This is a genomic window from Pantoea sp. BR_17 (genome assembly GCF_041955125.1).
GTDB classification, from domain to species: Bacteria; Pseudomonadota; Gammaproteobacteria; order Enterobacterales; family Enterobacteriaceae; genus Pantoea; species Pantoea stewartii.
Genome location: NZ_JAVAXT010000003.1, coordinates 71,741 through 97,296 on the forward strand (window position 1 = coordinate 71,741; position 25,556 = coordinate 97,296).

The 25,556-nt window shown below is 52.8% G+C and carries 20 protein-coding genes; 5 read left to right on the forward strand and 15 right to left on the reverse strand.

Annotated features, from left to right (window positions below; genetic code table 11):
- Window positions 1-70 precede the first annotated feature (70 nt).
- On the forward strand, window positions 71-856 hold the full coding sequence (gene elyC / locus RAC60_RS06465; protein ID WP_058701024.1) for an envelope biogenesis factor ElyC: 786 nt from the start codon (window positions 71-73) through the stop codon (window positions 854-856).
- 99 nt (window positions 857-955) lie between these two features.
- Here the strand turns inward: elyC and kdsB are convergent, their stop codons facing one another.
- The 11 genes from kdsB to serC form a co-directional block, all read right to left on the reverse strand.
- Window positions 956-1,705: a 3-deoxy-manno-octulosonate cytidylyltransferase gene (gene kdsB, locus RAC60_RS06470; protein WP_039341301.1), complete on the reverse strand. Its 750-nt coding sequence runs from the start codon at window positions 1,703-1,705 to the stop codon at window positions 956-958.
- Window positions 1,702-1,884 (reverse strand): Trm112 family protein, encoded by a 183-nt coding sequence (locus RAC60_RS06475; protein WP_006118631.1) that lies wholly within the window; start codon window positions 1,882-1,884, stop codon window positions 1,702-1,704. Before RAC60_RS06475 ends, kdsB begins: the two co-directional genes overlap by 4 nt.
- Window positions 1,885-1,968: 84 nt before the next feature.
- Complete coding sequence (locus RAC60_RS06480; protein WP_033737636.1) at window positions 1,969-3,186, reverse strand: winged helix-turn-helix domain-containing protein; 1,218 nt, start codon at window positions 3,184-3,186, stop codon at window positions 1,969-1,971.
- A gap of 21 nt (window positions 3,187-3,207) precedes the next feature.
- On the reverse strand, window positions 3,208-4,209 hold the full coding sequence (gene lpxK, locus RAC60_RS06485) for a tetraacyldisaccharide 4'-kinase (protein WP_033737637.1): 1,002 nt from the start codon (window positions 4,207-4,209) through the stop codon (window positions 3,208-3,210).
- On the reverse strand, window positions 4,206-5,954 hold the full coding sequence (gene msbA / locus RAC60_RS06490) for a lipid A ABC transporter ATP-binding protein/permease MsbA (RefSeq protein WP_033737638.1): 1,749 nt from the start codon (window positions 5,952-5,954) through the stop codon (window positions 4,206-4,208). The genes lpxK and msbA overlap by 4 nt, the downstream gene beginning before the upstream one ends.
- A 34-nt stretch (window positions 5,955-5,988) precedes the next feature.
- The gene (locus tag RAC60_RS06495; RefSeq protein ID WP_058701025.1) at window positions 5,989-8,244 is read right to left on the reverse strand and encodes a DNA internalization-related competence protein ComEC/Rec2; all 2,256 of its coding nucleotides are present in this window, start codon (window positions 8,242-8,244) and stop codon (window positions 5,989-5,991) included.
- A 201-nt stretch (window positions 8,245-8,445) separates the two neighbouring features.
- Window positions 8,446-8,730, reverse strand: a complete 285-nt coding sequence (gene ihfB, locus RAC60_RS06500) for an integration host factor subunit beta (protein ID WP_003849360.1) — start codon at window positions 8,728-8,730, stop codon at window positions 8,446-8,448.
- 82 nt (window positions 8,731-8,812) lie between these two features.
- Window positions 8,813-10,486 (reverse strand): 30S ribosomal protein S1, encoded by a 1,674-nt coding sequence (gene rpsA / locus RAC60_RS06505; RefSeq protein ID WP_033737767.1) that lies wholly within the window; start codon window positions 10,484-10,486, stop codon window positions 8,813-8,815.
- 121 nt (window positions 10,487-10,607) lie between these two features.
- On the reverse strand, window positions 10,608-11,288 hold the full coding sequence (cmk, locus tag RAC60_RS06510) for a (d)CMP kinase (protein ID WP_033737640.1): 681 nt from the start codon (window positions 11,286-11,288) through the stop codon (window positions 10,608-10,610).
- A gap of 189 nt (window positions 11,289-11,477) precedes the next feature.
- Entirely contained in the window at window positions 11,478-12,764 is a 1,287-nt protein-coding gene (aroA, locus tag RAC60_RS06515) for a 3-phosphoshikimate 1-carboxyvinyltransferase (RefSeq protein ID WP_039341315.1), read from the reverse strand.
- A gap of 80 nt (window positions 12,765-12,844) precedes the next feature.
- Complete coding sequence (serC, locus tag RAC60_RS06520) at window positions 12,845-13,930, reverse strand: 3-phosphoserine/phosphohydroxythreonine transaminase (RefSeq protein WP_006118621.1); 1,086 nt, start codon at window positions 13,928-13,930, stop codon at window positions 12,845-12,847.
- Window positions 13,931-14,240: 310 nt separating this feature from the next.
- On the opposite strand from serC, the gene ycaO reads away from it, so the two are divergent.
- From ycaO to pflA, 4 genes are all read left to right on the forward strand, one after another.
- Window positions 14,241-16,004, forward strand: a complete 1,764-nt coding sequence (gene ycaO, locus RAC60_RS06525) for a 30S ribosomal protein S12 methylthiotransferase accessory factor YcaO (protein ID WP_058701027.1) — start codon at window positions 14,241-14,243, stop codon at window positions 16,002-16,004.
- A 378-nt stretch (window positions 16,005-16,382) separates the two neighbouring features.
- Window positions 16,383-17,243, forward strand: coding sequence for a formate transporter FocA (focA, locus tag RAC60_RS06530; protein ID WP_033737642.1), 861 nt, complete (start codon window positions 16,383-16,385; stop codon window positions 17,241-17,243).
- 72 nt (window positions 17,244-17,315) lie between these two features.
- Window positions 17,316-19,598 (forward strand): formate C-acetyltransferase, encoded by a 2,283-nt coding sequence (pflB, locus tag RAC60_RS06535; protein WP_006118617.1) that lies wholly within the window; start codon window positions 17,316-17,318, stop codon window positions 19,596-19,598.
- 153 nt (window positions 19,599-19,751) lie between these two features.
- Window positions 19,752-20,492: a pyruvate formate lyase 1-activating protein gene (pflA, locus tag RAC60_RS06540; protein ID WP_039341323.1), complete on the forward strand. Its 741-nt coding sequence runs from the start codon at window positions 19,752-19,754 to the stop codon at window positions 20,490-20,492.
- Window positions 20,493-20,588: 96 nt separating this feature from the next.
- Here pflA and RAC60_RS06545 read toward each other — a convergent pair whose 3' ends face one another.
- The 4 genes from RAC60_RS06545 to lolA all read right to left on the reverse strand — a co-directional run bounded on the left by RAC60_RS06545 (window position 20,589) and on the right by lolA (window position 25,406).
- Entirely contained in the window at window positions 20,589-21,743 is a 1,155-nt protein-coding gene (locus RAC60_RS06545; RefSeq protein WP_006118615.1) for an MFS transporter, read from the reverse strand.
- A gap of 316 nt (window positions 21,744-22,059) precedes the next feature.
- The gene (gene serS / locus RAC60_RS06550; protein WP_058701029.1) at window positions 22,060-23,352 is read right to left on the reverse strand and encodes a serine--tRNA ligase; all 1,293 of its coding nucleotides are present in this window, start codon (window positions 23,350-23,352) and stop codon (window positions 22,060-22,062) included.
- A 91-nt stretch (window positions 23,353-23,443) separates the two neighbouring features.
- Window positions 23,444-24,787, reverse strand: coding sequence for a replication-associated recombination protein A (locus RAC60_RS06555; protein ID WP_058701171.1), 1,344 nt, complete (start codon window positions 24,785-24,787; stop codon window positions 23,444-23,446).
- 7 nt (window positions 24,788-24,794) lie between these two features.
- A complete protein-coding gene (gene lolA / locus RAC60_RS06560) occupies window positions 24,795-25,406 on the reverse strand; it encodes an outer membrane lipoprotein chaperone LolA (protein ID WP_006118612.1) in 612 nt (203 codons plus the stop codon).
- Window positions 25,407-25,556 lie beyond the last annotated feature (150 nt).

The window sequence follows — 25,556 nt, forward strand, 5'->3', positions numbered from 1 at the left end:
TAAGAATGAAGCTTTCATGCTCTTCTTCTGCTCTGGCTGCTGTTTTTTCGGACAACAAGAGGGATTTTACATGTTTTTTATGCTGAAAAAGGCATTTGGCAACCTGTTACTGCCCCTGCCTTTTCTGCTTCTTTTGATGGCTGTCGGCATTTTGCTGCTTTGGTTCAGCCGCTGGCAGAAAAGCGGTAAAATCTTTATCTCAGTGAGTTGGCTGATGTTATTACTGATAAGCCTACAGCCGGTCGCCGATCGCTTACTGTTGCCCGTCGAATCGCATTACCCGACGTGGAATGGGACTGAAAAAGTCGATTACATCGTGGTGTTAGGGGGCGGCTATACCTATAACCCGGCCTGGGCGCCCAGCTCGAACCTGCTGAACAACAGTTTGCCTCGCGTGACAGAAGGTGTGCGTCAGTGGCAGCGCCATCCGGATGCTACCCTGGTCTTTACCGGTGCTGCGGCAGGGCAAAATCCCAAAAGTAATGCCTGGGTCGCCGCACAGGTTGCCGAAAGCCTGGGCGTACCTTCATCGCACATTCGTCTGCTGGATCAGCCAAAAGATACCGCACAGGAGGCGCAGGCTGTCAGCACGCTCATCGGGCACCACCCTTTCCTGCTGATTACCTCAGCTAATCATATGCCGCGCGCGATGCGGTTTTTCACTCAGGCAGGACTCAAGCCGATTGCAGCGCCCGCCAATCAACTGGCGATTACTTCACCACTTAACTGGTGGGAGCGTTTTTATCCTTCCCCGCTGTGGATGAGTCACAGCGAACGCGCGATCTACGAAACGCTGGGGAGCGCATTGCAACGCTTCTCATCCGCCTCACCCTCTGCCGCACGATCTGATGGATAGACGCAAAGGCGCACATCCGTCATGGCGCAGGCTGAGTGGACCGGAACCCGGCGCCTCAGCCGCGTGCGCAGACGGTCATCTCACAAGAAGCGGAACAGGTCAGCGAAGCATCGCGGCGCGGACCCGGGTGAGATCCTCTGGCGTATCCACGCCAACGCCCGGAATCGTTTTTGCCACCGCAACGTGGATCTTTTCGCCATACCACAGCACGCGCAACTGCTCCAGCAGTTCGATCTGCTCAAGCGGACAGGGTTCCCAGCTGATATAGCGACGAATAAACCCGGCACGATAAGCATAAATGCCGATATGGCGCAGCAGCGTGTCACCGATCTGTTCCCGGGACTGCGCATAACGTTCACGATCCCAGGGAATCGTCGCGCGTGAAAAATACAACGCGTAGCCTCTGGCATCCATGACCACCTTGACGGCGTTGGGATTGAACGCCTCTTCCGCATCCGTAATCGGCACCGCCAGCGTCGCCATGCCGGCGTCAGCCTGAGCCAGATTGGTCGCCACCTGATGGACGATATCAGCGGGGATCATGGGTTCGTCGCCCTGAACATTGACGATGATCTGGTCATCCGCGAACTGATATTTTTCAATCACTTCTGCAAGGCGTTCCGTACCGGAATGATGGTCGGCGCGTGTCATACACACCTCGCCACCGGCAGCCTCGACAGCGCGGGCCACCTCAGGATGATCGGTCGCGACAATCACACGGCTGGCACCCGATTCCCGGGCGCGCTCCATCACATGCACCACCATTGGCTTGCCATGAATATCAACCAGGGGTTTACCCGGTAAACGGGTGGAAGCATAACGCGCAGGAATGATGGCAATAAAACTCATGGATGGATCTCTTCAACCGATAACGTACGGGCTTCGTTTTCCAGCAGTACCGGAATACCGTCACGCACAGGGAAAGCCAGCGCGTCGGGCTTGCAGATCAGCTCTTGCTGTTCTTTGTTAAAGTACAATTTGCCATTACAAACCGGGCAGGCAACGATTTCGAGTAAACGGTGATCCATATGTCCTCCATCTCGGACCGAGAGCGTAAGGACTAAAGCATATCACAGCGCTGATGAGAGCGGGTAAATCACACCCGCGCTGCATCAGGAATTGTTAAGCTGCCAGCGCGTTGGCCAGTGTGTCAGTAACGCCGAAGGCGCATTCTTTAGCAAGACCGTTTCGGCCCCCTGCCAACGGGCGAAGCGTTCAATAGCACGTTGCACGTCATTGAGAAAGGAAACGGTTACCGCGACGTCAGGTTCAAGCCAGATGTTGTTAATTTCCAGCAAGGCTGTTGAGCGCACCATCCGTGCATCCAGGCGGGCTTTGAGTTGGCCCCGATGCAGCACCGGTAAGACAAAATAGCCATATTTACGTTTGGCCGCAGGCGTGTAACATTCAATGCGGTAGTCAAAGTCAAACAACGCAAGCGCACGTTTCCTGTCCCATACCAGCGGATCGAAAGGGGATAACAGCGTGGTATGTGTTGCGATCAACGGCGTGGCTAATGCGGCCTGAGCGTCCCGATGCAGCCACATCTCTCCCATGCCGTCGACCTCAACCGGCATGATTTCGCCGGCCGCCTGTGCCCATAAGATAAAGTCTTTAATGGGCGCGCGCTTTAGCCGGTAATAGTCTGCCAGCCACTCACGGCGAAAAATGCCCAGACTGCGTGCGCTGTTCACTAACATCAGGCGGACAGCGTCATCCTCACTGATAGCATGCAGCGCATCCTGCCAGTCAGGCATGACACGTGAGCGTAAATCATAGACGCGCTGAAAATTATGGCGCGCTGACACCATTAACTCCCCTGAACTGAACAGGTTTTCGAGATGCCGCTTGTGGGGTTTCCATGCCCACCATCCTGGCTTATGATTTTTTCCACTGGCGAAATCAGCCGATCTGACGGGCCCGTTGTCGCGTATATAGGTAAGTAGATCAGCGATTTCCTGCTGATGTTCCGTTGCCCAGTCTGCACTGTACTTCCAGCCCAGGCGCTCTGGCGACAGCATGCGGTGCCGCAGTAACCGGTAATCTGCGCGGGGAATAAAACAGGCTTCATGCGCCCAGTATTCGAAAATCTCCCCCTGCGCCAGCGACTCGTCCAGCCAGACGGGCGGATAGTCGCCTAAGCGACTGAATAAGACAAGATACGGACTGCGGGCCACCACATTGATGGTGTCGATTTGCAACAGCGACATGCGGCTAATGCAGGCTGAAATATCCTGAAAACGTGCCCGACGTTTCACCGGACGCAATAACCCCTGCGCCGCGAGCTGAATATTACGTGCCTGCTGTCGTGAAAGTGAATGCGTGCCCATTCTCTTCCTTCTCAGTGGAAATTAGTGCGGCTCTCGTGGTGAATACATGCCACACAGGCGTTGTATATCGTCTAAGAGTAGCGTCGCTGCCTCAGCCTGCAGATGGGCATCGACGGGAAGATACCACCATGAGGATTGCGCGAATGCGCGGCATTTAACGGCATCTTTCTCCGTCATCAACAGCGTTTGGCCGGGCGTGACCAGACGCGACAGTTCCTCTTCGCTGTAAGCATGATGATCGGCAAAGGCGATCTCCGCAACGGGCGTCAGACCGTGCTGTTTTAAGGTATGAAAAAAGCGCGGCGGATGACCAATGCCGGCCATGGCGACGACATCGTGCAACGTGTTGAGCGGTCGTTGTTCACCGCTGAGCAGATGGGTTGCCATCCCCGCCTGCAGTTGCATGGCAATTTCGCCCTGCTGCGCTTCACCACCGTTAACGATCACCGCGTCTACCGTCTTAATGCGGGATGCCCGTTCCCGCATGGGTCCGGCAGGTAACCACCAGCCGTTGCCAAAACGTCGCACGCCATCCACCACCACAATTTCCCGATCGCGCTGGAGCGCATAATGTTGCAGGCCATCATCAGTCACGATGAGATCCAGTGAATGATGTTGCAGAAGGGCTTCAATCGCCTCACGGCGTCGCGGTGCCACTGCAACGGGTGCAGCTGTGCGCTGCGCAATCAGCACCGGCTCGTCACCCGCCTGATCGGTGGCGGTTTCCGCAGTGACACGCAGCGGATAGCGGTCTGCTTTCCCCCCGTAGCCGCGGGAAATCACACCTACCCGTAATCCTCGCTGCTGCAGGGCGTCAACCAGCCAGATGACCACGGGTGTTTTACCATTCCCGCCCGCGGTCAGATTCCCCACCACGACAACAGGCAAGGGCGCACGCCAGCTTTTACGCCAGCCACGCCGGAAACTGAGGCGGATCAGCGCCGTAATGGCGCCATAAAGCACACTGAGTGGCCACAGGACTAACCATAATGGCGATCGGCCACTCCAGATGCGCTCAATCATTGGCCGAACTGCATTTTATGGAGTTGGGCATAAGCACCTTTTTCCGCCAGCAGGTCGGCGTGCGTACCGCGTTCGATGATATTGCCCTCTTCCACCACCACAATTTCATCCGCTTTTTCAATAGTAGAAAGGCGATGCGCAATCACCAGTGAGGTGCGGTTTTTCTGCAGCTCATCCAGGGCAGACTGGATAGCACGCTCGGACTCGGTGTCCAGCGCAGAGGTGGCTTCATCGAGAATCAGGATAGGACAGTCACGCAGCAGAGCGCGGGCGATGGCGATACGCTGGCGTTGACCGCCTGATAGCAGCACACCATTTTCCCCGATGACGGTATCCAGCCCCTTGTCCATTTTATTAATAAAGTCCATCGCGTGTGCCATCGTCGCCGCCTTTTCGATTTCCTCGCGGCTGTACTGTTCACTGCGCGCATAGGCAATGTTATTGGCAACAGTATCGTTGAACAGATGCACATTTTGCGACACAAGTGCGACCTGATTACGCAACGACGCTAAGGTGTATTCACGCAGGTCATGGCCATCCAGTAAAATCTCGCCCTGCTGAATATCATAAAAACGCGTCAGCAAACTGGCGATAGTCGATTTACCTGAGCCGGAGCGCCCGACTAAGGCAACGGTTTTTCCGGCAGGCAGCATCAGGTTAATGTTTTTCAACGCAGGTGTTTCACGGCCGGGATAGGTGAAGGTCACACCTCGGAATTCGACATCACCTTTTGCGCGCGTGATTTCACGCGTACCGGTGTCGTTCTCCTGCTCACTGTCGAGAATGGAGAACAGCGTCTGACAGGCCGCCATACCACGCTGAAACTGCGCATTCACGTTTGTCAGCGATTTCAGCGGGCGCATCAGAGCGATCATAGATGAGAAGACCACCGTAATGGTCCCCGCAGTCAGCGTATCCATCACGCTGGGGAAACTGGCGGCGTACAGAACGAATGCCAGAGCCAGAGAAGCAATGAGCTGAATAACCGGATCGGAGATTGAAGAGGCTGAAACGAGCTTCATCCCCTGCTGACGCATGCGGTTACTGACCTTGGCAAAACGCTCGGATTCAATGTCCTGGCCACCAAAAATCAGCACTTCTTTGTGCCCTTTCAGCATCTGCTCGGCACTGGTCGTCACCTGTCCCATGGTGTTTTGCATCGATTTGCTGATGTTGCGGAAGCGCTTTGATACGGTACGAATCGCGAAGGATACGATTGGAGCCAGAACAATCAGAATCAACGACAGCTGCCAGCTGTAATAAAACATCATGATAAACAGGCCAATTATCGAAGCGCCCTCACGCACCACGGTGACCAACGCCCCCGATGACGACGAGGCGACCTGTTCCGAATCATAGGTGATGCGAGAGAGTAACGTACCCGTGGATTGCTGATCGAAGAACGCAACCGGCATGCCCATCATATGGCTGAACAGACGACGGCGCATATTCATCACCACATTGCCTGACACCCATGAGATGCAGTAGCTGGAGATATAGCTGCTTACGCCACGAACCAGCATCAAGCCGATGACTGCCAACGGCATCCACAGCATCACGGATCTGTCCGCTTTACCAAAGCCGTCATCCAGCAAAGGCTTCAACAGGGAGAGCATTAACGTATCGCCTGCGGCATTAATAATCAGGGCAGTAGCCGCCACAATTAAGCCAGCTTTGTTGGGTGCGATCATCGGCCAGAGTCGACGGAATGTCTGCCACGTTGAGAGATCTTTATCTTGATGCATTATTTATTCACGTTGTTGGAAATAGCCGGTCATTCTACCTGGATTCGCGTTTGACGCCAAACCACTGATGATACCAACGGGGCACTAATTGTTCTCTGAAGGAAAAAACCTGCACGGTGTTTGCCTCTATTTTGATACTAATTTGTCCGGACTGACCGGTATCACGCCAGTCATAAGCGTGTTCACGGTAATTTCGCAGCACGGACTTCGCGGGCATTCGCCACGCATTATAGCGTGCTACAGAGGTGATGGCGGTATGGCCGGCGATGCTGCGCAGCAGTAAGCGCGATGAGGATGTCCGGCTGCCATGATGAGGTACCTGCAGAATATCCGCCTTTAACTGCTGCTTTTCCAGCCGCACTAACTGCCGCTCCGCCTCGGTTTCCAGATCGCCCGTGAGTAACAAACGGACGCTTCCATCATCCACACTCACCACGCATGAATCGTTGTTTTTCCCCTGGTTGGGAGACGTTGCTGGCCAGAGCACCCGGAAATGTAGCCGTTTCCAGCGCCATGTGGTACCGCGTACACAGGGTAAATGCCCGCTTTCTGTAAGTCCGCTGCGCAACCGTACAGTAGGGACATGTTGCAGAATAGCCGACAGCCCGCCGGTATGGTCAAGATGCCGGTGGCTGAGAATAACCTCCCGCAGTCTGAGTCCTTTACGTTCAAGCCAGGGCAGAATAACGCGGCTCCCTGCATCGCTGTATTTCCAGCGTGGACCGGTATCGTAGAGCACCGCTTCATCGCCCTGGCTGATGACGACGCTCAATCCATGCCCCACGTCCAGCATATCAATGCGCCATAGCGCTTCCGGCTTAGCATGGCGGGAAAACAGGATTGCCAGTGCGACAGCGCTACAACTGAACGGCATGGAGAACAGTACGCCGGAACGCCACAGGAGTAGCCCTCCCCATATGACTATTATCAGGAAAGGTGCGCCTTGCAGCGGCCACCAGCCTGCCGGTAGCAGGGCAAGGCCGGAGAACAGAAACCGCAGGGACAGATCGGCCGCCTGCCACCCCCACACTGATAATGCCGGGAAAGGTAGCAACAGGGTGATGAGTATCAATGGCACCGTAATAAACGACACGACAGGAATCGCAAACAGATTAGCGAACAGCGCGGTCAGGCTGATGCCATTAAATAATGCGGCCTGAAGCGGCACCATCAGGATCATCATCCCCAGTTGCAGATGAAGGAGTTGCAGTAAAAACCAGCGCCGCCTGTCACGAAAGCGCTCGGCCAGAGGAAACCAGCGATACCAGGTCAGCAACATCCCCACCGCCAGCACCGACAGCCAGAAGCTGTCCGAGAGGACGGTAAGCGGATCCAGTGCCAGCAACAACCCTACGCAGAGCGTCCAGATTTGCCAGGGGCTGAGCTGTATACCTGTTATACGTGTTATTGCCCATAGCGTCAGTGCCAGTAATGCCCGCTGCGCTGGCGCCTGGGCCCCTGAAAGCCACGTATAGAGTGCGGCACAGAGCCAACTGACAATGAGCGGATACAGATAGCTAATGCAGCGTGCCGGTAACAAAAACTGGCTGCCCCGCGCCAGTAGCCATCCGGTGCCCGCGGCCAGGCCAATGTGCATACCTGAAATGGCCATAAGATGCGCCGTTCCGGTATCACGTAACAGCTGACGGGTTGCCTCACTCAGATTGTCGCGAATGCCAAAAGCCAGTGCCTCCAGCGTAGCCGAAGCGGGTAAATGTTCGTAATGTTGCCTGTGGCCACGAATATGCTGCCAACGCCAGCTGCATTCAGACTGCACAGGATGTTGCTTGATAATGCGCCCCTGCACCGGGGTATGATTCGCCATGGCAAAGCGTTGTGCGTCGAATTCTCCCTCATTGAGTCTGGCATGAACAGCGCGTAACCTGAGCCGCATTTGCCAGCGCTGCCCCGGACAATAGGCTGTAGCGTTATCCTGCAGTGACAGCCAGGCAAAACGGGGAGGAAAGAAAATCCGGTTTCCCGCTTTCAACATTCTGACCCGAATACGTGACGCGTCTTGTTTTACCTCTTCAATTTGCACGACAAACCAGGCGGGTCGGGTACTCATCCATTCCGTGTCGTTGACCAGGGATTGCGCATTAACCAGCCCCCAGGCGGCCAGCAAAAGCGTATAGCCTGCGATGCGGACATAACGTACGGACATCCCTACCAGACAAGTGCCACACAGCAGCATCACGACAATAAACGTTCGCGAAGGGAGCTGAGGCACGATCAGTAAGGGTAACGCGGTCAGCGAGGCCAGTCTCGCCAGTCCAATCCATGTCAACATACCGTATCCCGCTGATGAACTGGCGTAAGTATGTCCTTCAGACTTTCAGGGTAAAGCGCGTAAAGAGTGAATTAAGAAAGGGTTTCCAGAGAGGATAATTCGTTGCAGCGCAGACGCATTTTTTTGCGGGAGAGCGAACATAATCACGCGGGCAAAAAAAAACGACATCCGGAGATGTCGTTTAGGCGTTTCGGTATCGGCTTAGCCGTAGATGTTAGCACGGTCACGCAGTTCTTTGCCCGGCTTGAAGTGGGGAACGTATTTACCTTCCAGATCCACTTTGTCACCCGTTTTCGGGTTACGGCCAGTGCGCGGTGCGCGATAGTGCAACGAAAAGCTGCCGAATCCCCGGATTTCAATGCGTTCGCCCTGTGCCAGCGTTGTGGCCATGTGCTCAAGCATCTCTTTGACTGCATCCTCAACGACTTTCGCCGGTATATGAGTATGCTGTCCCGCCAGCCTTTCAATCAATTCTGACTTGGTCATGTAACCTCCGGTTAATCCCTACAGGAATGTATGACAGCCTTTACCGAAACCGGGCGGATGAATCCGCCCGGTGCAAGGTCGATTACTCGCCTTTAGCCGCTTTGAACGCTTCAGCCATTGCGCTTGAGAAGTTGCCTTCTTCCTGTTTGGTGTTAACAGTGTTGATAGCTTCTTTCTCGTCAGCCTGGTCTTTAGCACGAACAGACAGGCTCACTACGCGGTTTTTACGGTCAACGCCAGTAAATTTAGCTTCAACGTCGTCACCGACGTTCAGAACCAGTGTAGCGTCTTCGATACGGTCCATTGAAGCTTCAGAAGCGCGCAGGTAACCCTCAACGCCGTCTGCCAATTCAACTGTAGCACCTTTCGCATCAACTGCAGTCACTTTACCGGTGACGATAGCACCTTTCTTGTTCAAAGTGATGTAGTTGTTGAACGGATCTTCTGCCAGCTGTTTCACGCCCAGAGAGATACGCTCGCGCTCTGCATCAACCTGCAGTACAACGGCAGCGATTTCGTCGCCTTTTTTGTACTCACGAACGGCTTCTTCGCCAGTCGCGTTCCAGGAGATGTCAGACAGGTGAACCAGACCGTCGATGCCACCGTCCAGGCCGATGAAGATACCGAAGTCAGTGATTGACTTGATTTTACCTTCAACGCGATCGCCTTTGTTGTGGGTCTCAGCGAACTGCTGCCATGGGTTAGATTTGCACTGCTTCAGACCCAGGGAGATACGACGACGCTCTTCATCGATGTCCAGAACCATCACTTCAACCACATCGCCTACGTTTACGACTTTAGACGGATGGATGTTTTTGTTGGTCCAGTCCATTTCTGAAACGTGTACCAGGCCTTCAACGCCTTCTTCGATTTCAACGAAGCAGCCGTAGTCAGTCAGGTTGGTTACACGACCAGTCAGCTTGGTGCCTTCTGGATAGCGCTTAGCGATAGCCACCCATGGATCTTCGCCCAGCTGCTTCAGACCCAGAGATACACGGGTACGCTCGCGGTCGAATTTCAGGACTTTAACGTTGATTTCATCGCCAACATTCACGATTTCGCTTGGATGCTTAACGCGCTTCCAGGCCATGTCAGTGATGTGCAGCAGGCCGTCAACACCGCCCAGATCAACGAATGCGCCGTAGTCAGTGAGGTTCTTAACGATACCTTTAACTTCCATGCCTTCCTGCAGGTTTTCCAGCAGCTGATCGCGCTCTGCGCTGTTCTCAGATTCGATAACCGCACGACGTGAAACCACGACGTTGTTGCGTTTCTGATCAAGCTTGATCACTTTGAATTCAAGCTCTTTGCCTTCCAGGTGCAGTGTGTCGCGTACTGGACGCACATCAACCAGTGAACCTGGCAGGAACGCACGGATACCGTTCAGCTCAACTGTGAAGCCACCTTTGACTTTGCCGTTGATAATACCGGTAACAGTTTCAGCTTCTTCGTAAGCTTTTTCCAGCGTGATCCAAGCTTCGTGACGCTTAGCTTTCTCACGTGACAGCAGAGTTTCACCGAAGCCATCTTCCACTGCGTCCAGAGCAACGTCAACTTCGTCACCAACCTGGATTTCCAGTTCGCCGGCTGCGTTTTTGAACTGCTCTGCAGGGATTGCAGATTCAGATTTCAGGCCCGCATCAACCAGAACAACGTCTTTGTCGATAGAGACAACAACGCCACGAACGATGGAACCCGGGCGGGTTTCGATTTCTTTCAGGGATTCTTCAAATAGTTGAGCAAAAGATTCAGTCATATTGATAATCTTAGGATTCTTCAATTTAACGTCCATCTGACATCATGTCGGATGGGGTTGTTTCACATGCCCTGCACCGGATCCGTGGCACAGGGTTAATACATTCGTTTAAGCCGGAAGATTACATACCAAGCGTTTTGCGGGCATAATTTAACGCGTTATCAATAACCTGCTCGATGGACATCTGGGTTGAATCCAACACCAAAGCATCAGCGGCAGGGACTAACGGTGCGATAGCGCGGTTGCGATCGCGGTCGTCGCGTTCTTTTATCTCGGCTAAAAGGCGATCAAAGTTAACATTAAAGCCATTCTCCTGCAACTGTAGCATACGTCGCTGAGCACGTTCTTCCGGGCTGGCATCAAGGAAAATCTTTACAGGCGCATCGGGGAAAACGACGGTGCCCATATCCCGTCCGTCTGCAATCAAACCGGGTTCCTCGCGAAACGCGCGTTGACGACGTAACAGCGCTTCCCGAACGCGAGGGAAAGCCGCGACGCGTGAGGCGGTATTACTGACTTCCTGGGTACGAATTTCGCTGGTGACGTCTTCCCCTTCCAGGATGACCTGCATTTCGCCATGATGAGAAAGGAAACGCACATCCAGATGGGCGGCGATAGGCACTAACGCCTCTTCAGACTCAATATCGACCTGATGATGTAATGCGGCTAAGGCCAGTACACGATAAATTGCGCCGGAATCCAGTAAATGCCACTGTAATGCTTCCGCCATCGCCTTGCACAGGGTGCCCTTTCCCGCGCCACTTGGCCCATCAATTGTTATGACCGGGGCAGTTGCTGTCATCATTCCCTCCTGTTGCTGCGCGCATTTTGGCCGGTTGGCCGTCACAAATGTCGGGCATTATACGCTGCCCGGCGACGCTTAGTTACCTTTTGAGAAGAGGCAATGAGAAATTTAGCCAGGAAAAAGGCCTCTGGCGTGGAAAAGCGTCCTGAAGATGATGAGCCCGATGCACGACATCGGGCGAGGGGATTAGGCGTTTTCGCTAATTTTTTGCAGCTGTTCAAAATAATCAGGGAAGGTTTTTGCCGTACAGCCAGGATCAAGAATGGTAACGGGCGTATCGGACAGCGCAACCAGCGAGAAACACATCGCCATACGGTGATCGTTATACGTGCCGATGTCGGCATGCTTCAACGTCTCAGGCGGCGTGATGCGAATAAAATCGTGCCCTTCTTCCACCTCGGCACCGACTTTACGCAACTCGGTTGCCATAGCCGTCAGACGATCCGTTTCTTTAACTCGCCAGTTATAAATATTGCGCAGTTGCGTCGTACCTTCTGCAAACAATGCCGCAGTGGCAATGGTCATGGCAGCATCAGGAATATGGTTCATATCCATATCAATAGCGCGTAATGTCCCGGCCGTGCAGGCAATATAGTCATCGCCCCACTCAATTGATGCACCCATCTTTTCGAGTACATCCGCAAAGCGAATATCGCCTTGCACGCTGTTGCGACCAATGCCGGTGACACGCACGGTACCGCCTTTGATTGCGGCTGCGGCAAGAAAATAGGAGGCAGAAGACGCATCCCCCTCCACCAGATATTCACCTGGTGACTGGTAGTGCTGTTTACCCTTAATCAGGAAGTGTTGATACTGCTGATTCTCAACCTCGACACCAAAGCAGCGCATCAGGTGCAGAGTAATGTCGATGTAAGGTTTGGAAACCAGCTCACCTTTAATGCTGATACGGGTAGGATTTTCAGCTAACGGAGCCATCATCAGAAGCGCGGTCAAAAACTGGCTGGATACGCTGCCATCTACTGTAACGTCGCCGCCAGTAAACCCACCCCGCAGGCGGACTGGGGGATAATCTGTATTTTCGAGATAGTCTATAGTAGCCCCACCTTGCCGTAGTGCATCGACCAGGTGCCCGATAGGGCGTTCTTTCATGCGTGGTTCGCCCGTCAGGACGACATCCTGCACACCCAGGCAAAGCGCTGCCGCAAGCGGCCGCATGGCAGTGCCGGCGTTGCCCAGAAACAGCTCTGTGGGCTGTGATGCATGCAGCGGCCCACCCTTTCCTGTCACCTCGCACACCGTACGATCGCTGGAAAGCGTGAACTCAACACCCAGTGCATCAAGCGCATTAAGCATGTGCTTAACATCGTCGCTGTCCAGCAGATTAGTTAATCGGGTTTTACCTTTCGCCAGTGCAGCAAGCAGAAGCGCACGGTTTGACACGCTTTTGGAACCGGGCAAATTAACCGTACCATTAACGCGAGCGATGGGCTGAAGGGTCAGGGAATCTTGCATGTGAAACGTAATCCTTAAAAAACGATGACTCCGCCAGAGGGCGGAGTCGGGTGTCAGTCATTCCACTGACAGTGAAAGACTTAGCCGTGGCGGCGTTCGAAATCAATCATGAAATCGGTCAGCGCTTTAACGCCTTCCAATGGCATCGCATTGTAGATTGAGGCACGCATGCCGCCCACAACACGGTGACCTTTTAATGCGTGCAGACCTGCCTTAAATGACTCTTCCAGGAAGAGGCTGTCCAGCGAGGCATCAGCCAGTTGGAAAGGAATGTTCATTCGGGAACGGTTTTGCAGTGCCACATCGTTACGGTAAAAATCGCTGTTATCGATGAGACCATAGAGTAATCCGGCTTTTGCCTGATTAATTTTTTCCATCTCAGCGACACCACCCTTCTGCTTCAGCCACTTAAAGACCAGGCCACTCAGATACCAGGCAAACGTAGGTGGCGTGTTAAACATGGAATCATTTTCAGCCAGAACGGTGTAGTCAAGGATGGAAGGCACGCTTTGATGCGCGTTGCCGAGAAGATCGTCCCGTACGATAACCAGGGTAAGGCCAGCCGGACCAATATTTTTCTGCGCACCTGCGTAAATCACACCATAGCGCTTGATATCAATTGGGCGTGACAGAATGGTGGAGGAAAGATCGGCGACCACAACCTTGTCACCAAAGTCAGGCTCTTCGTCAATAGCCAGACCGTCAATGGTTTCATTTGGGCAAAAATGCAAATAGGCGGCCGTGTCGCTGACATCCCATTCGCGCATCGGCAGGATGGCGCGCTTACCTTCTTGGGTCGTTTTGACATCCAGCGTCCGCGGTGAGCAATATTTTTCCGCTTCTTTAATGGCACTGTGAGCCCAGTAGCCTCCATCTGCATAGTCCGCACTGGTCGCACTGCCGAGTAAATTGCCCGGTACAGCAGCAAACTGCGCACGTGCGCCGCCATGACAGAATAATACTTTGTAATTGGAAGGAATTTTCAGCAGATCGCGGAAGTCCGCTTCAGCCTCTTCTGCCACCTGAATAAATTCTTTACTGCGGTGGCTGATCTCCATTACTGAAGTTCCCAGACCATGCCAGTTTGTCAGTTCTTGTTCTGCACGGCGGAGTACTTCGCTCGGCAGCATCGCTGGCCCAGAGCTAAAATTATAAATTTGCGTCATTTCCCTCACCACTGTCATATCGAACGGTTATGAATAACGATTCGGTTTTATCACTGCCTTCTGGTGGCTGCAATCATAAATCGAACTGCGGTCACATTTTTTCGGCATGACGCACCGAAGGTTATATTACCAATGTAATCCGGCACGAAATATTGTGAGGCGGCTTCCTTTCATGCAGTCCCGGCTTTGGCTCAGATGACAAAGCATGAGAAAAACGACGGTAAAATTGCGGCGTCTTGATAGCGAACAGACGGTAAAAAACGTATCATTGCGCGCTTTATGTCTCCCCATTTACAGAGAGAGCGGCACCATGACGCAAACTTTTATCCCGGGCAAAGATGCCGCCCTGGAAGACTCCATTTCACGCTTCCAGACCAAATTACAGGATCTGGGTTTTAATATTGAAGAAGCCTCCTGGCTGAATCCTGTGCCACACGTCTGGTCTGTCCACATTCGTGATCGCGACTGCCCCCTCTGCTTCACCAATGGTAAGGGCGCCAGCAAAAAAGCCGCTCTGGCCTCGGCGCTGGGAGAATATTTTGAACGCCTGTCCACGAATTACTTTTTTGCTGATTTCTGGCTTGGCAACAGTATCGCCCAGGGGGATTTTGTTCACTATCCCAATGAAAAATGGTTTGCTCTGCTTGAAGACGACAGCCTGCCTGAAGGCATCCTGGATGCGCGCCTGCGCGCCTTTTACGATCCTGAAAACGCCCTCTCCGCTTCAGATTTAATCGATCTCCAGTCGGGTAACAGCGCACGCGGCATCTGCGCCCTGCCCTTTACCCGTCAGTCCGATCAGCAGACCGTTTATATTCCGATGAATATTATCGGTAACCTGTATGTGTCGAACGGCATGTCCGCCGGCAACACGGCCAACGAGGCACGGGTACAGGGGCTGTCAGAAGTTTTCGAGCGCTATATTAAAAATCGTATCATCGCCGAGTCCATCAGCCTGCCTGCCATTCCTGAATCCGTGATGGCGCGTTACCCCGATGTGGTTGAGGCCATCGCCCGTCTGGAAGCCGAAGGGTTCCCGATTTTTGCCTATGACGCGTCACTGGGTGGGAAATATCCGGTTATCTGCGTTGTGCTGTTTAATCCTGCCAACGGCACCTGTTTCGCCTCTTTTGGCGCGCACCCTGATTTTGGTGTCGCGCTGGAGCGTACCGTTACCGAACTGCTTCAGGGCCGCAGCCTGAAAGATCTGGATGTGTTCACGCCGCCCACGTTTGATGATGAAGAAGTGGCAGAGCACGCCAACCTGGAAACCCACTTTATCGATTCAAGCGGCCTGATCTCCTGGGATCTGTTTAAAGAAACAGCGGATTATCCCTTCGTTGACTGGAAATTTGATGGCACCACCGAGCAGGAATTCAGTACGCTCATGGCGATTTTCAAAGCCGAAGGTCAGGACGTTTACATCGCTGATTATGAGCACCTCGGTGTGTATGCCTGCCGCATTATTGTGCCCGGTATGTCAGATATTTATCCGGCTGAAGACTTGTTGCTGGCGAATAACAGCATGGGTGCAGGTATTCGTGAAACGCTTCTGGCCCTGCCCGGCAGCAACTGGAATCCGGAAGAGTACCTGGATTTAATTTCTCAGCTGGACGAAGAAGGTTTTGATGACTTCACGCGTGTCCGCGAGTTGCTGGGACTGGCGACAGGCAAAGATAACGGCTGGTACACGCTGCGCATTGGTGAACTCAAAGCCATGCTGGCCCTGGCTGGCGGTGATCTCGATCAGGCGCTGATCTGGACGGAATGGACAATGGAATTTAATGGCTCCGTATTCAGCCCGGAGCGTGCAAATTATTACCGCTGTCTGCAAACTCTGCTGCTGCTGGCGATGGAAGATGAGCGGAATCCGCTTGAGTATCACGCAGCCTTTGTGCGTATGTATGGTGCTGACGCTGTCGACGCCGCCTCGGCGGCAATCAGCGGTGAGGCGGCCTTCAATGGCCTCCAGCCGGTAGACAGCGATCTTAAGGCTTTCCCTGCTCATCAGGCTTTGCTTGCTGCCTATGAAAAGCTGCAAAAGGCGAAACGTCTTTACTGGAAAAACGCCTAATCTTTCGCGGCTCTGTTTCAGGATAAAGCGATAATAATCTCACAGGCACCTTATTTAATGGGTGCCTTTCTTTTTTTTGAGAATAAGTATTTAAGGGATGTATTGTTCAGCGTTTTTATCATCATTATTTAAAGCAACATAACAGATGCATTTCGTTAACTCTGCAGAGATCGTCTTGACGGCACACCGCCATCTCTTAAACAAAAATTGCATAATTTAAAATATTTTTAATCATTATATTTCAATAAATTAACCCCAAAAATCCCGTCTTTCAGTCAAACACGCACCGTCCTTGCATGGCTGATCATGATCCAAATCAACTTCTGTAACTGTTGCCTTTGTTATCATTTTTTCAGACAACTTTTGGAGTGAGTTAGTGTGAAAGCTGACAATCCTTTTAATCTGTTATTACCCGCCGCGATGGCGAAAGTGGCTGAAGATGCTGGCGTTTATAAAGCCACTAAACATCCCCTCACCACGACCTTTCTGGCCTTTACTGCGGGCATGTTCATCTCGATTGCTTTCGTGTTTTACATCACGGCTACCACGGGCAGCGGTGCTGTGCCTTATGGCCTGGCAAAACTGATCGGCGGCATCTGTTTTTCACTGGGACTCATACTGGTCGTGGTATGCGGTGCCGATCTGTTCACATCTACCGTCCTCATTGTGGTCGCCAAAGCCAGTGGACGCATCACCTGGGGGCAACTGGCACGAAACTGGATAACCGTTTATATCGGTAACCTGGCTGGCGCGTTATTTTTCGTCACGCTCATGTGGTTCTCCGGTGAACAGATGGTGGCAAACGGCGCGTGGGGATTAAACGTCCTGCAAACAGCCGACCATAAAATGCATCATACTTTTATCGAAGCCGTTTGCCTCGGCACATTGGCCAATTTGATGGTCTGCCTGGCGGTCTGGATGAGCTATTCAGGACGGACATTGACCGATAAAAGCCTGATTATGATTTTGCCGGTGGCCATGTTTGTCGCCTGTGGTTTTGAACACAGTATCGCCAATATGTTTTTGATTCCTTTCGCGATCGTGATACGCGACTTTTCCGGGCCTGAGTTTTGGCAGGCCGCAGGGGCCACAGCAGCACAGTTCCCGGCCCTCACCGTTAAAAACTTTATTTTCGACAATCTGATTCCGGTCACGCTCGGTAACATCATTGGCGGCGGCCTGCTAGTCGGATTGACCTACTGGGTAATTTACTTACGCGGTGGTAAAGAAACGCACTAATCCTGTCTCAACGGCATATCGCAGCCTGGTACGCCCGAGAGCAAAAGTCTCCTTAAATAAGGCAGGTATATTATGACCGAACGTAATGCAAAACTCGCTTCAGCCTGGCAGGGATTTACTGAAGGCGAATGGCAGAACAGCGTCAACGTACGCGACTTTATTCAGAAAAACTATACGCCTTATGAAGGCGACGAGTCCTTTCTGGCCGGTGCCACCGAGGCCACCACAACACTGTGGGAGAGCGTGCTGGAAGGCATCAAAATTGAAAACCGCACCCATGCACCAGTCGATTTTGATACCGATCTTGCCTCAACCATCACTTCCCACGATGCCGGTTACATCAATAAATCACTGGAAAAAATTGTTGGCCTGCAAACCGAAGCCCCGTTGAAACGCGCCATTATTCCTTTTGGCGGTATTAAAATGGTTGAAGGCTCATGCAAGGTCTATGGTCGTGAACTCGACGCGTCTCTGAAAAAGATTTTCACGGAATACCGCAAAACGCATAACCAGGGTGTTTTTGATGTTTATACACCTGACATTTTACGCTGCCGTAAATCCGGCGTATTGACCGGCCTGCCTGATGCTTATGGTCGTGGACGCATCATCGGTGATTATCGTCGTGTTGCCCTATACGGCATTGATTATCTGATGGCGGATAAGTTTGCTCAGTTCACCTCACTGCAAAACGATCTTGAAAACGGCGTAAACCTGGAAGCCACGATTCGCCTGCGCGAAGAAATTGCTGATCAGCATCGGGCGCTTGAACAAATTAAAGCGATGGCAGCCAAATACGGTCATGATATTTCTGGCCCGGCCACCAACGCGGCTGAAGCCGTTCAGTGGACCTATTATGGCTATCTGGCTGCAGTTAAATCACAGAACGGCGCGGCCATGTCTTTTGGCCGGGTGTCGACTTTCCTCGATATCTACATCGAACGCGACCTCCAGGCAGGAAAACTGAACGAAGAGCAGGCACAAGAACTGATTGACCATCTGGTCATGAAACTGCGCATGGTCCGCTTCCTGCGTACACCAGAATACGATGAGCTGTTTTCTGGCGACCCTATCTGGGCCACCGAATCGCTGGCGGGGATGGGCGTTGATGGTCGCACGCTGGTCAGTAAAACCACGTTCCGTTTCCTGAACACGCTTTACACCATGGGCCCCTCCCCTGAACCAAACATGACCATTCTGTGGTCTGAAAAACTGCCCGTTAACTTCAAAAAATATGCGGCTAAAGTTTCAATCGACACCTCGTCACTGCAGTATGAAAATGACGACCTGATGCGTCCTGACTTTAACAACGATGATTACGCCATTGCCTGCTGTGTCAGCCCTATGATCGTCGGCAAGCAAATGCAGTTCTTTGGTGCCCGCGCCAACCTGGCAAAAACCTTGCTGTACGCGATCAACGGCGGCATGGACGAAAAACTGAAAATGCAGGTGGGGCCGAAAGAAGCCAAAATCATGGATGAAGTGCTCGATTTCGACGTCGTGATGGCCCGTCTGGATCACTTCATGGACTGGCTGGCAAAACAGTATGTCACCGCACTGAACATCATCCACTTCATGCATGATAAATACAGCTATGAAGCGTCACTCATGGCGCTGCACGATCGTGATGTTTACCGCACCATGGCCTGCGGTATCGCCGGACTGTCTGTGGCTGCGGATTCACTCTCAGCCATTAAATATGCCAAAGTGAAACCCGTGCGTGATGAAGATGGCCTGGCAATTGATTTCGACATCGAAGGCGACTATCCCCAGTTCGGTAACAACGATCCGCGCGTGGACGACCTGGCATGCGACCTGGTTGAACGGTTTATGAAGAAAATTCAGAAACTGGAAACATATCGCAACGCGGTGCCAACGCAGTCCGTTCTGACCATTACCTCTAACGTCGTTTATGGCAAGAAAACCGGTAATACGCCAGACGGCCGCCGTGCAGGCGCCCCCTTTGGCCCTGGCGCTAACCCCATGCACGGTCGCGACCAGAAAGGAGCGGTAGCATCGCTGACCTCGGTAGCGAAATTACCCTTTGCGTACGCTAAAGACGGTATCTCTTATACTTTCTCCATCGTGCCTAATGCGCTTGGCAAAGATGATAATGTACGTAAAACCAATCTGGCAGGACTAATGGATGGTTACTTCCATCATGAGGCCAGTATTGAAGGCGGCCAGCACCTGAATGTTAACGTGATGAACCGGGAAATGTTGATGGACGCGATGGATAACCCTGAGAAATATCCTCAGTTAACCATCCGCGTTTCGGGCTATGCCGTTCGCTTTAACTCGCTCACTAAAGAGCAGCAGCAGGACGTGATTACCCGTACCTTTACCCAGTCACTCTAGTTCGCCCTTGAGGCTCCTTCATGGAGCCTCTTCTTTCGAGTCAGGTTTGGTCGCTGTCTGTATGACGGATAACCACCAAAATTGATTTCCCGTTCAGAGCGCACCGGAGAGTGCGCCACCTGCTTCGCAGGCTCATCAGGAGAATACATCGCAATGTCTGCCATTGGTCGCATCCACTCATTTGAATCATGCGGAACCGTAGACGGTCCCGGCATCCGTTTTATCACCTTTTTTCAGGGCTGCCTGATGCGCTGCCTGTACTGCCACAACCGTGATACATGGGACACGCATTGCGGCAAAGAAATTACCGTCGACGCGCTCATGGCGGACGTTCTGTCTTATCGCCATTTCATGAATGCGTCCGGTGGCGGGGTGACGGCTTCAGGCGGTGAGGCCATTTTGCAGGCGGAGTTTGTGCGCGACTGGTTTCGCGCATGTCAAGCTGAGGGCATTCATACCTGCCTTGACACCAACGGCTTTGTCCGCCGCTACGATCCCGTTATTGATGAATTACTGGATGCAACAGATTTGGTGATGCTTGACCTCAAGCAGATGAACGATGACATCCACCAGATTCTTGTCGGTGTGTCGAATCATCGCACACTCGATTTTGCGCGCTATCTTCAGAAGAAAGGAAAACGGACGTGGATTCGTTTCGTCGTCGTGCCCGGCTATTCTGATGATGATGACAGTGTCCATCGCTTAGGTGCATTTACGCAGGATATGGCAAATGTGGAGAAGATTGAGCTTCTGCCTTATCACGAGCTGGGTAAGCATAAATGGATTGCGATGGGTGAAGAGTACAAGCTCGACGGTGTAAAACCGCCCAGTAAAGCGACCATGGAACGGGTCAAGCATATTCTTGCCAGCTACGGACATGAAGTGATGTATTGACAGGCCACGTCACCGCAGTCAGTAAACGATAACCGTCTGACAGTCAGCGCAGCCAGACGGCGAAGGTTAAGTGTCACCGCCTGGTTATCGTTATGATCAGGCATGTGCCACTGGCGTGGCATGGTGATCGGCTTTACGCAGTAACATGACTAGGTAAACCAGCGCTACCGCCGCGATCATAACGAACAGCAGACGGTCGGAATAACTTTGCATCAGCATGGCCGTCATGCTTGGTCCGGCCAGGCTGCCCACGGTGTAGCTCAGTAACAGCGCCTGATTCATTGCCACCAGTTCATGGTGCGCCACGGTTTCGCAGGCCCATGACATAGCGACCGGATAAAGCGTAAAACCTGCCAGCCCCAGCACAAACAGGGCCGGGGCCATCGCGGCATTTGTCAGCATCGCAATCGCGCCGAGGATCACCACAAATACCTGCACTCGCAGTACCATCATGCGGCCAAAGCGGTCAGCAAGCCGACCAATCGGCCACTGCCCGACAATGCCGGCACTCACCAGCAAGGCCATCCAGTAACCCACGTTGGCATCACTCATACCCTGATGAGAAAGATAGAGCGGCATCAAGCCGTACAGCGATCCCAGAACAATGCCAGAAATAATACAGCCGTTAATACCGAGACGAGAACTGCGACGACGCAGCATAGGTAAAATTCGTCCGCCTGGCGTAGCTTCTACGGTATCGCTGTTGGCAGAAACCTGCGTGAAGATTAACGGTAAGATGGCGCTGATGACCGTGGCGGTTACCCAGGGAATCACACTCAGTAATTCGGTAGACAGTTTGCTCACCAGCAGTTGTCCGGCAACCGTACCCAGGTAATAGACGATCATATAGGCAGCGAGCAACTGCCCACGGTTACGTACTGTTCCACTGCATAACAATGCGCTTTCCACCACGACCCAGACTAACGCGCAGCCGATACCGGCCGTGAAGCGCAGCAATGTCCATGCCCAGAATCCTTCCAGCGCCAGCATGCACAGTGTCGACAGCGCAAAAAGGCCGGTCGCCAGATAATAGCTTCGGTTAAAACCGTATCGCTTGATCAGCCAGCCAGCCACTAAAGTGCCCAGCAGGTTACCGGTGTAATACGACGAACTCACCACGCCTACCTGCCATGTTGCCAGCGCATCATGCGTCAGCCAAAGGGGCACTAACGTATTCAGTACCGCAATGGAAACGGTCATTAATAACAGGCCGCAGAGCAGCAATATCACAGGACGTGACCAGGTCGACATAGGGGATAAAAACCAAAAGAAATGAAGGAAATTGCGCGCAGTTTGCCATCGCGCGTTGTAAAGTCAACGGGAGGAATGAGGGTGCAGCACATTTTGCTGCGTGACCATTTAAATTATTTATCTTCAGTAAGTTAGCCATCTGTCAGGCATCAGATAACTTTGCGCTATCTCTATGATAATCTGGATTTTTACGCTTTCTACCCGCGTCGTCATCGATAATGTTTATTTGTGATAAATTTTAAACGTGCTGAGGATGCCTCGCGGTAAAGATAAAAAAACCCAGCCTGAGCTGGGTTATTTTAGACAGGATGAACGCTTAGCCAATAAATTCCAGGCCGTTCATATAAGGACGTAATACCTCTGGCACGGCGATGCGGCCGTCCTGCTGCTGGTAATTTTCCAGCACGGCAACCAGCGTACGTCCTACGGCCAGGCCCGAGCCATTCAGGGTATGCACCAGACGCGGTTTTTTATCCTGCTTATTGCGGGTGCGCGCCTGCATACGGCGAGCCTGGAAATCCCCCATGTTTGAGCAAGAAGAGATTTCACGGTAGGTATTTTGCGCCGGTAACCATACTTCTAAATCGTAGGTTTTTGTCGCACCAAAGCCCATATCACCGCTGCACAGCAAGACCTTGCGATACGGCAGGTTCAGCAGTTGCAACACTTTTTCAGCATGGCCAACCAGCTCTTCCAGCGCATCCATAGAGGTTTCAGGCGCGACGATTTGCACCATTTCAACTTTGTCGAACTGGTGCATACGGATGAGCCCACGCGTATCACGGCCATAGGAGCCTGCTTCAGAGCGGAAGCAGGGTGTATGTGCCGTAAGCTTCAGCGGCAGGCTCTCTTCTTCAACAATTTCATCCCGCACAAGGTTAGTCAGCGGCACTTCAGCGGTCGGAATGAGCGCGTAATGGCTGCTTTCGGATTCTTCTTCCAGCGGGCGGGTATGGAACAGATCTTCACCAAACTTAGGTAACTGGCCTGTACCGTATAAGGTCGCATGGTTGACCAGGTAAGGGACGTAAGTTTCCAGATAACCATGTTGTTCCGTGTGCAGGTCAATCATGAACTGGCTGAGCGCACGGTGCAGGCGAGCAACCTGGCCTTGCATAACCACGAAGCGTGAGCCGGTGAGTTTCACTGCCGCAGCAAAGTCCAGCCCTTTAGCCGCTTCACCCAGCTCAACGTGATCTTTCACCTCAAAATCAAACTGGCGGGGTTCACCCCAGCGACTGATTTCCAGGTTTTCCGTGTCGTCTTTCCCCAGCGGCACTTCATCCGCAGGAAGATTCGGCAGCGCCAGGCTGAAATCGCGGATCTGATTTTGCAGCGCGTCCAGTTCTGCTTTAGCCGCATCCAGGCGTTCGCCCAGGCTGTTCACTTCCTGACGCAGTGGCTCGATGTCTTCCCCACGTGCTTTGGCCTGACCGATGGATTTGGAGCGGGAGTTGCGCTCAGCCTGCAGGTTTTCCGTTTCAACCTGCAAGACTTTGCGACGCTCTTCGAGCGAACGCAGCATTTCCACATCCAGTTTAAATCCTCGGCGTGCCAGTTTTTCTGCGACTGCGTCTGGCTCATTACGCAGCAGATTGGGATCGAGCATGCTTATCCTGTGTATTTATGAGTTAAAAGAAGGGGACGCACTCCCGCTGGAATGCATTGAAAACATTGACCACATTACCGCAACGTCTGTTTCAGCGGTAGCGTTTTGTCGGGCTATTTTGATCGAGTTCAGCCAGCCAGGCCAGCTTTTCGCCAATTTTGCCTTCAAGACCGCGTTGAGTGGGATGATAGTAACGCGTTTGCGCCATTTCGGGTGGGAAATAGACTTCACCCGCAGCATAGGCATTGGCTTCGTCATGCGCATAGCGATAGCTTTCGCCCAACCCCATCTCTTTCATCAGCTTCGTGGGGGCATTGCGCAAATGATCGGGAACATCAAAATCTGGATGGTCGCGTGCATCACGCATCGCCGCCTTAAACGCGTTATAGACGGCGTTACTTTTTGGCGCACAGGCGAGATAGACAATGGCCTGCGCAATCGCGCGCTCCCCTTCTGCCGGGCCAACGCGGGTGAAACAGTCCCAGGCCGCGATAGCCACCTGCATGCCTCGTGGATCGGCATTGCCGACGTCTTCAGACGCAATGGCCAGTAGCCGACGCGCGACATACAGCGGATCGCCACCGGCGGTAATAATACGGGCGTACCAGTACAGGGCGGCATCCGGCGCCGATCCCCGGACGGATTTATGCAAGGCAGAAATCAGGTCATAAAAGCGATCGCCTTTATTATCGAACCGGGCAGACCGTTCCCCCGCCACTTCGGTCAGCAACTGGGGCGTCAGCTCGCGTTTGCCTGTGCCGTTGGTTTCGGCCATATCGGCCATCATTTCCAGCGTATTCAGGGCACGACGTGCATCGCCGTTGACCAGTTCCGCAATCATACGCCGCGTATTGTCAGGTAACAGGATATCGCTGTTGCCATAACCCCGACTGGCATCCTGCATCGCCTGGTCAAGCACCTGCTCAATATCTTCTGTGGTCAGGGATTTAAGTAAATAGACACGAGCACGTGACAGCAGTGCGGAGTTCAGCTCAAAGCTGGGATTTTCTGTCGTGGCACCGATAAACGTGATAGTGCCGTCTTCCATATGGGGAAGAAACGCATCCTGCTGACTTTTGTTGAAGCGATGGACTTCATCTACAAACAGGATAGTGCGGCGGCCCGCCTGCTTGCTCAGCCTTGCGCGTTCAATGGCTTCACGAATCTCTTTGACACCAGAGGTGACCGCAGAAATACGCTCAACGTCCGCATTGCCATAGTGAGCGATAATCTCGGCCAGCGTTGTTTTTCCTGTCCCTGGCGGTCCCCAGAGAATCATGGAGTGCAGGTGCCCCGCTTCGATCGCGCGCGGCAACGGTTTACCCGCAGCCAGCAGGTGCTGCTGTCCAATGTATTGCTTCAGGGTTGCTGGCCGCATACGCGCGGCCAGCGGTTTAAAATCTTCACTGGAAAAATCCAGGGACAGGTTACCCACTACCACCTCACTGACGTTGGTCATCCACCGTGACGCCTTTTGGCGGGGTGAATGTGAATTTATCCGGGCTAATCGGGCCGTTTTTCTGGCTCTTTAGCTGGTAGTTACTGCGCTGCCCATCCTGCTCGACGGCGCTAAACTGATTAATGGTGCCATCTGGCGTCACATCAATCGTGAACTGCTTGAGGTTGCCATCGCTTTTCTTCGGCGTCAGTTCAAATTTGTCACCCTGCTGTTTTACGTTGTATTGCTGCCAGTCACTGGCCTGGTTACGGGCAATCAACATAAACGGTGTATTGCTGGTCGCATTCTTTAACAGGCTGACCGTAGCTTGTTCAACAAACGGGTTATAGAACCATAACGATTTCCCGTCAGAAATAATGATGCTCTCGTCGGGTGCGGTCATATGCCAGTTGAACAGGCTGGGGCGCTTAACCCAGAGCTCGCCTTCACCCTCCTGCACGTTGGCACCGCTTCCATCGGTCACCTTTTGAGTAAAGCTGGCGTGGAAGCTGTTAACTTTATTAAGGCGCTGTTGCAGGTCGCTCGACGCATCGGCGAGAACGTTGGCTGACCCCAAAGCGGCCAGCAGGCCTAAGGCGATTACGCGTAATTTCATCTGCTTAAATCCTTATTAAATCGTTTCCCGTTGATCACGTGACTAAGCCTGGTCGCTGTCCTGCGTTTAATACAGGAGAAAAAACCGAAACACTAATCAACTATGGGGGTTAACCGCTAAAAAACAATGAGCCAGTGGAAACTGGCTCAT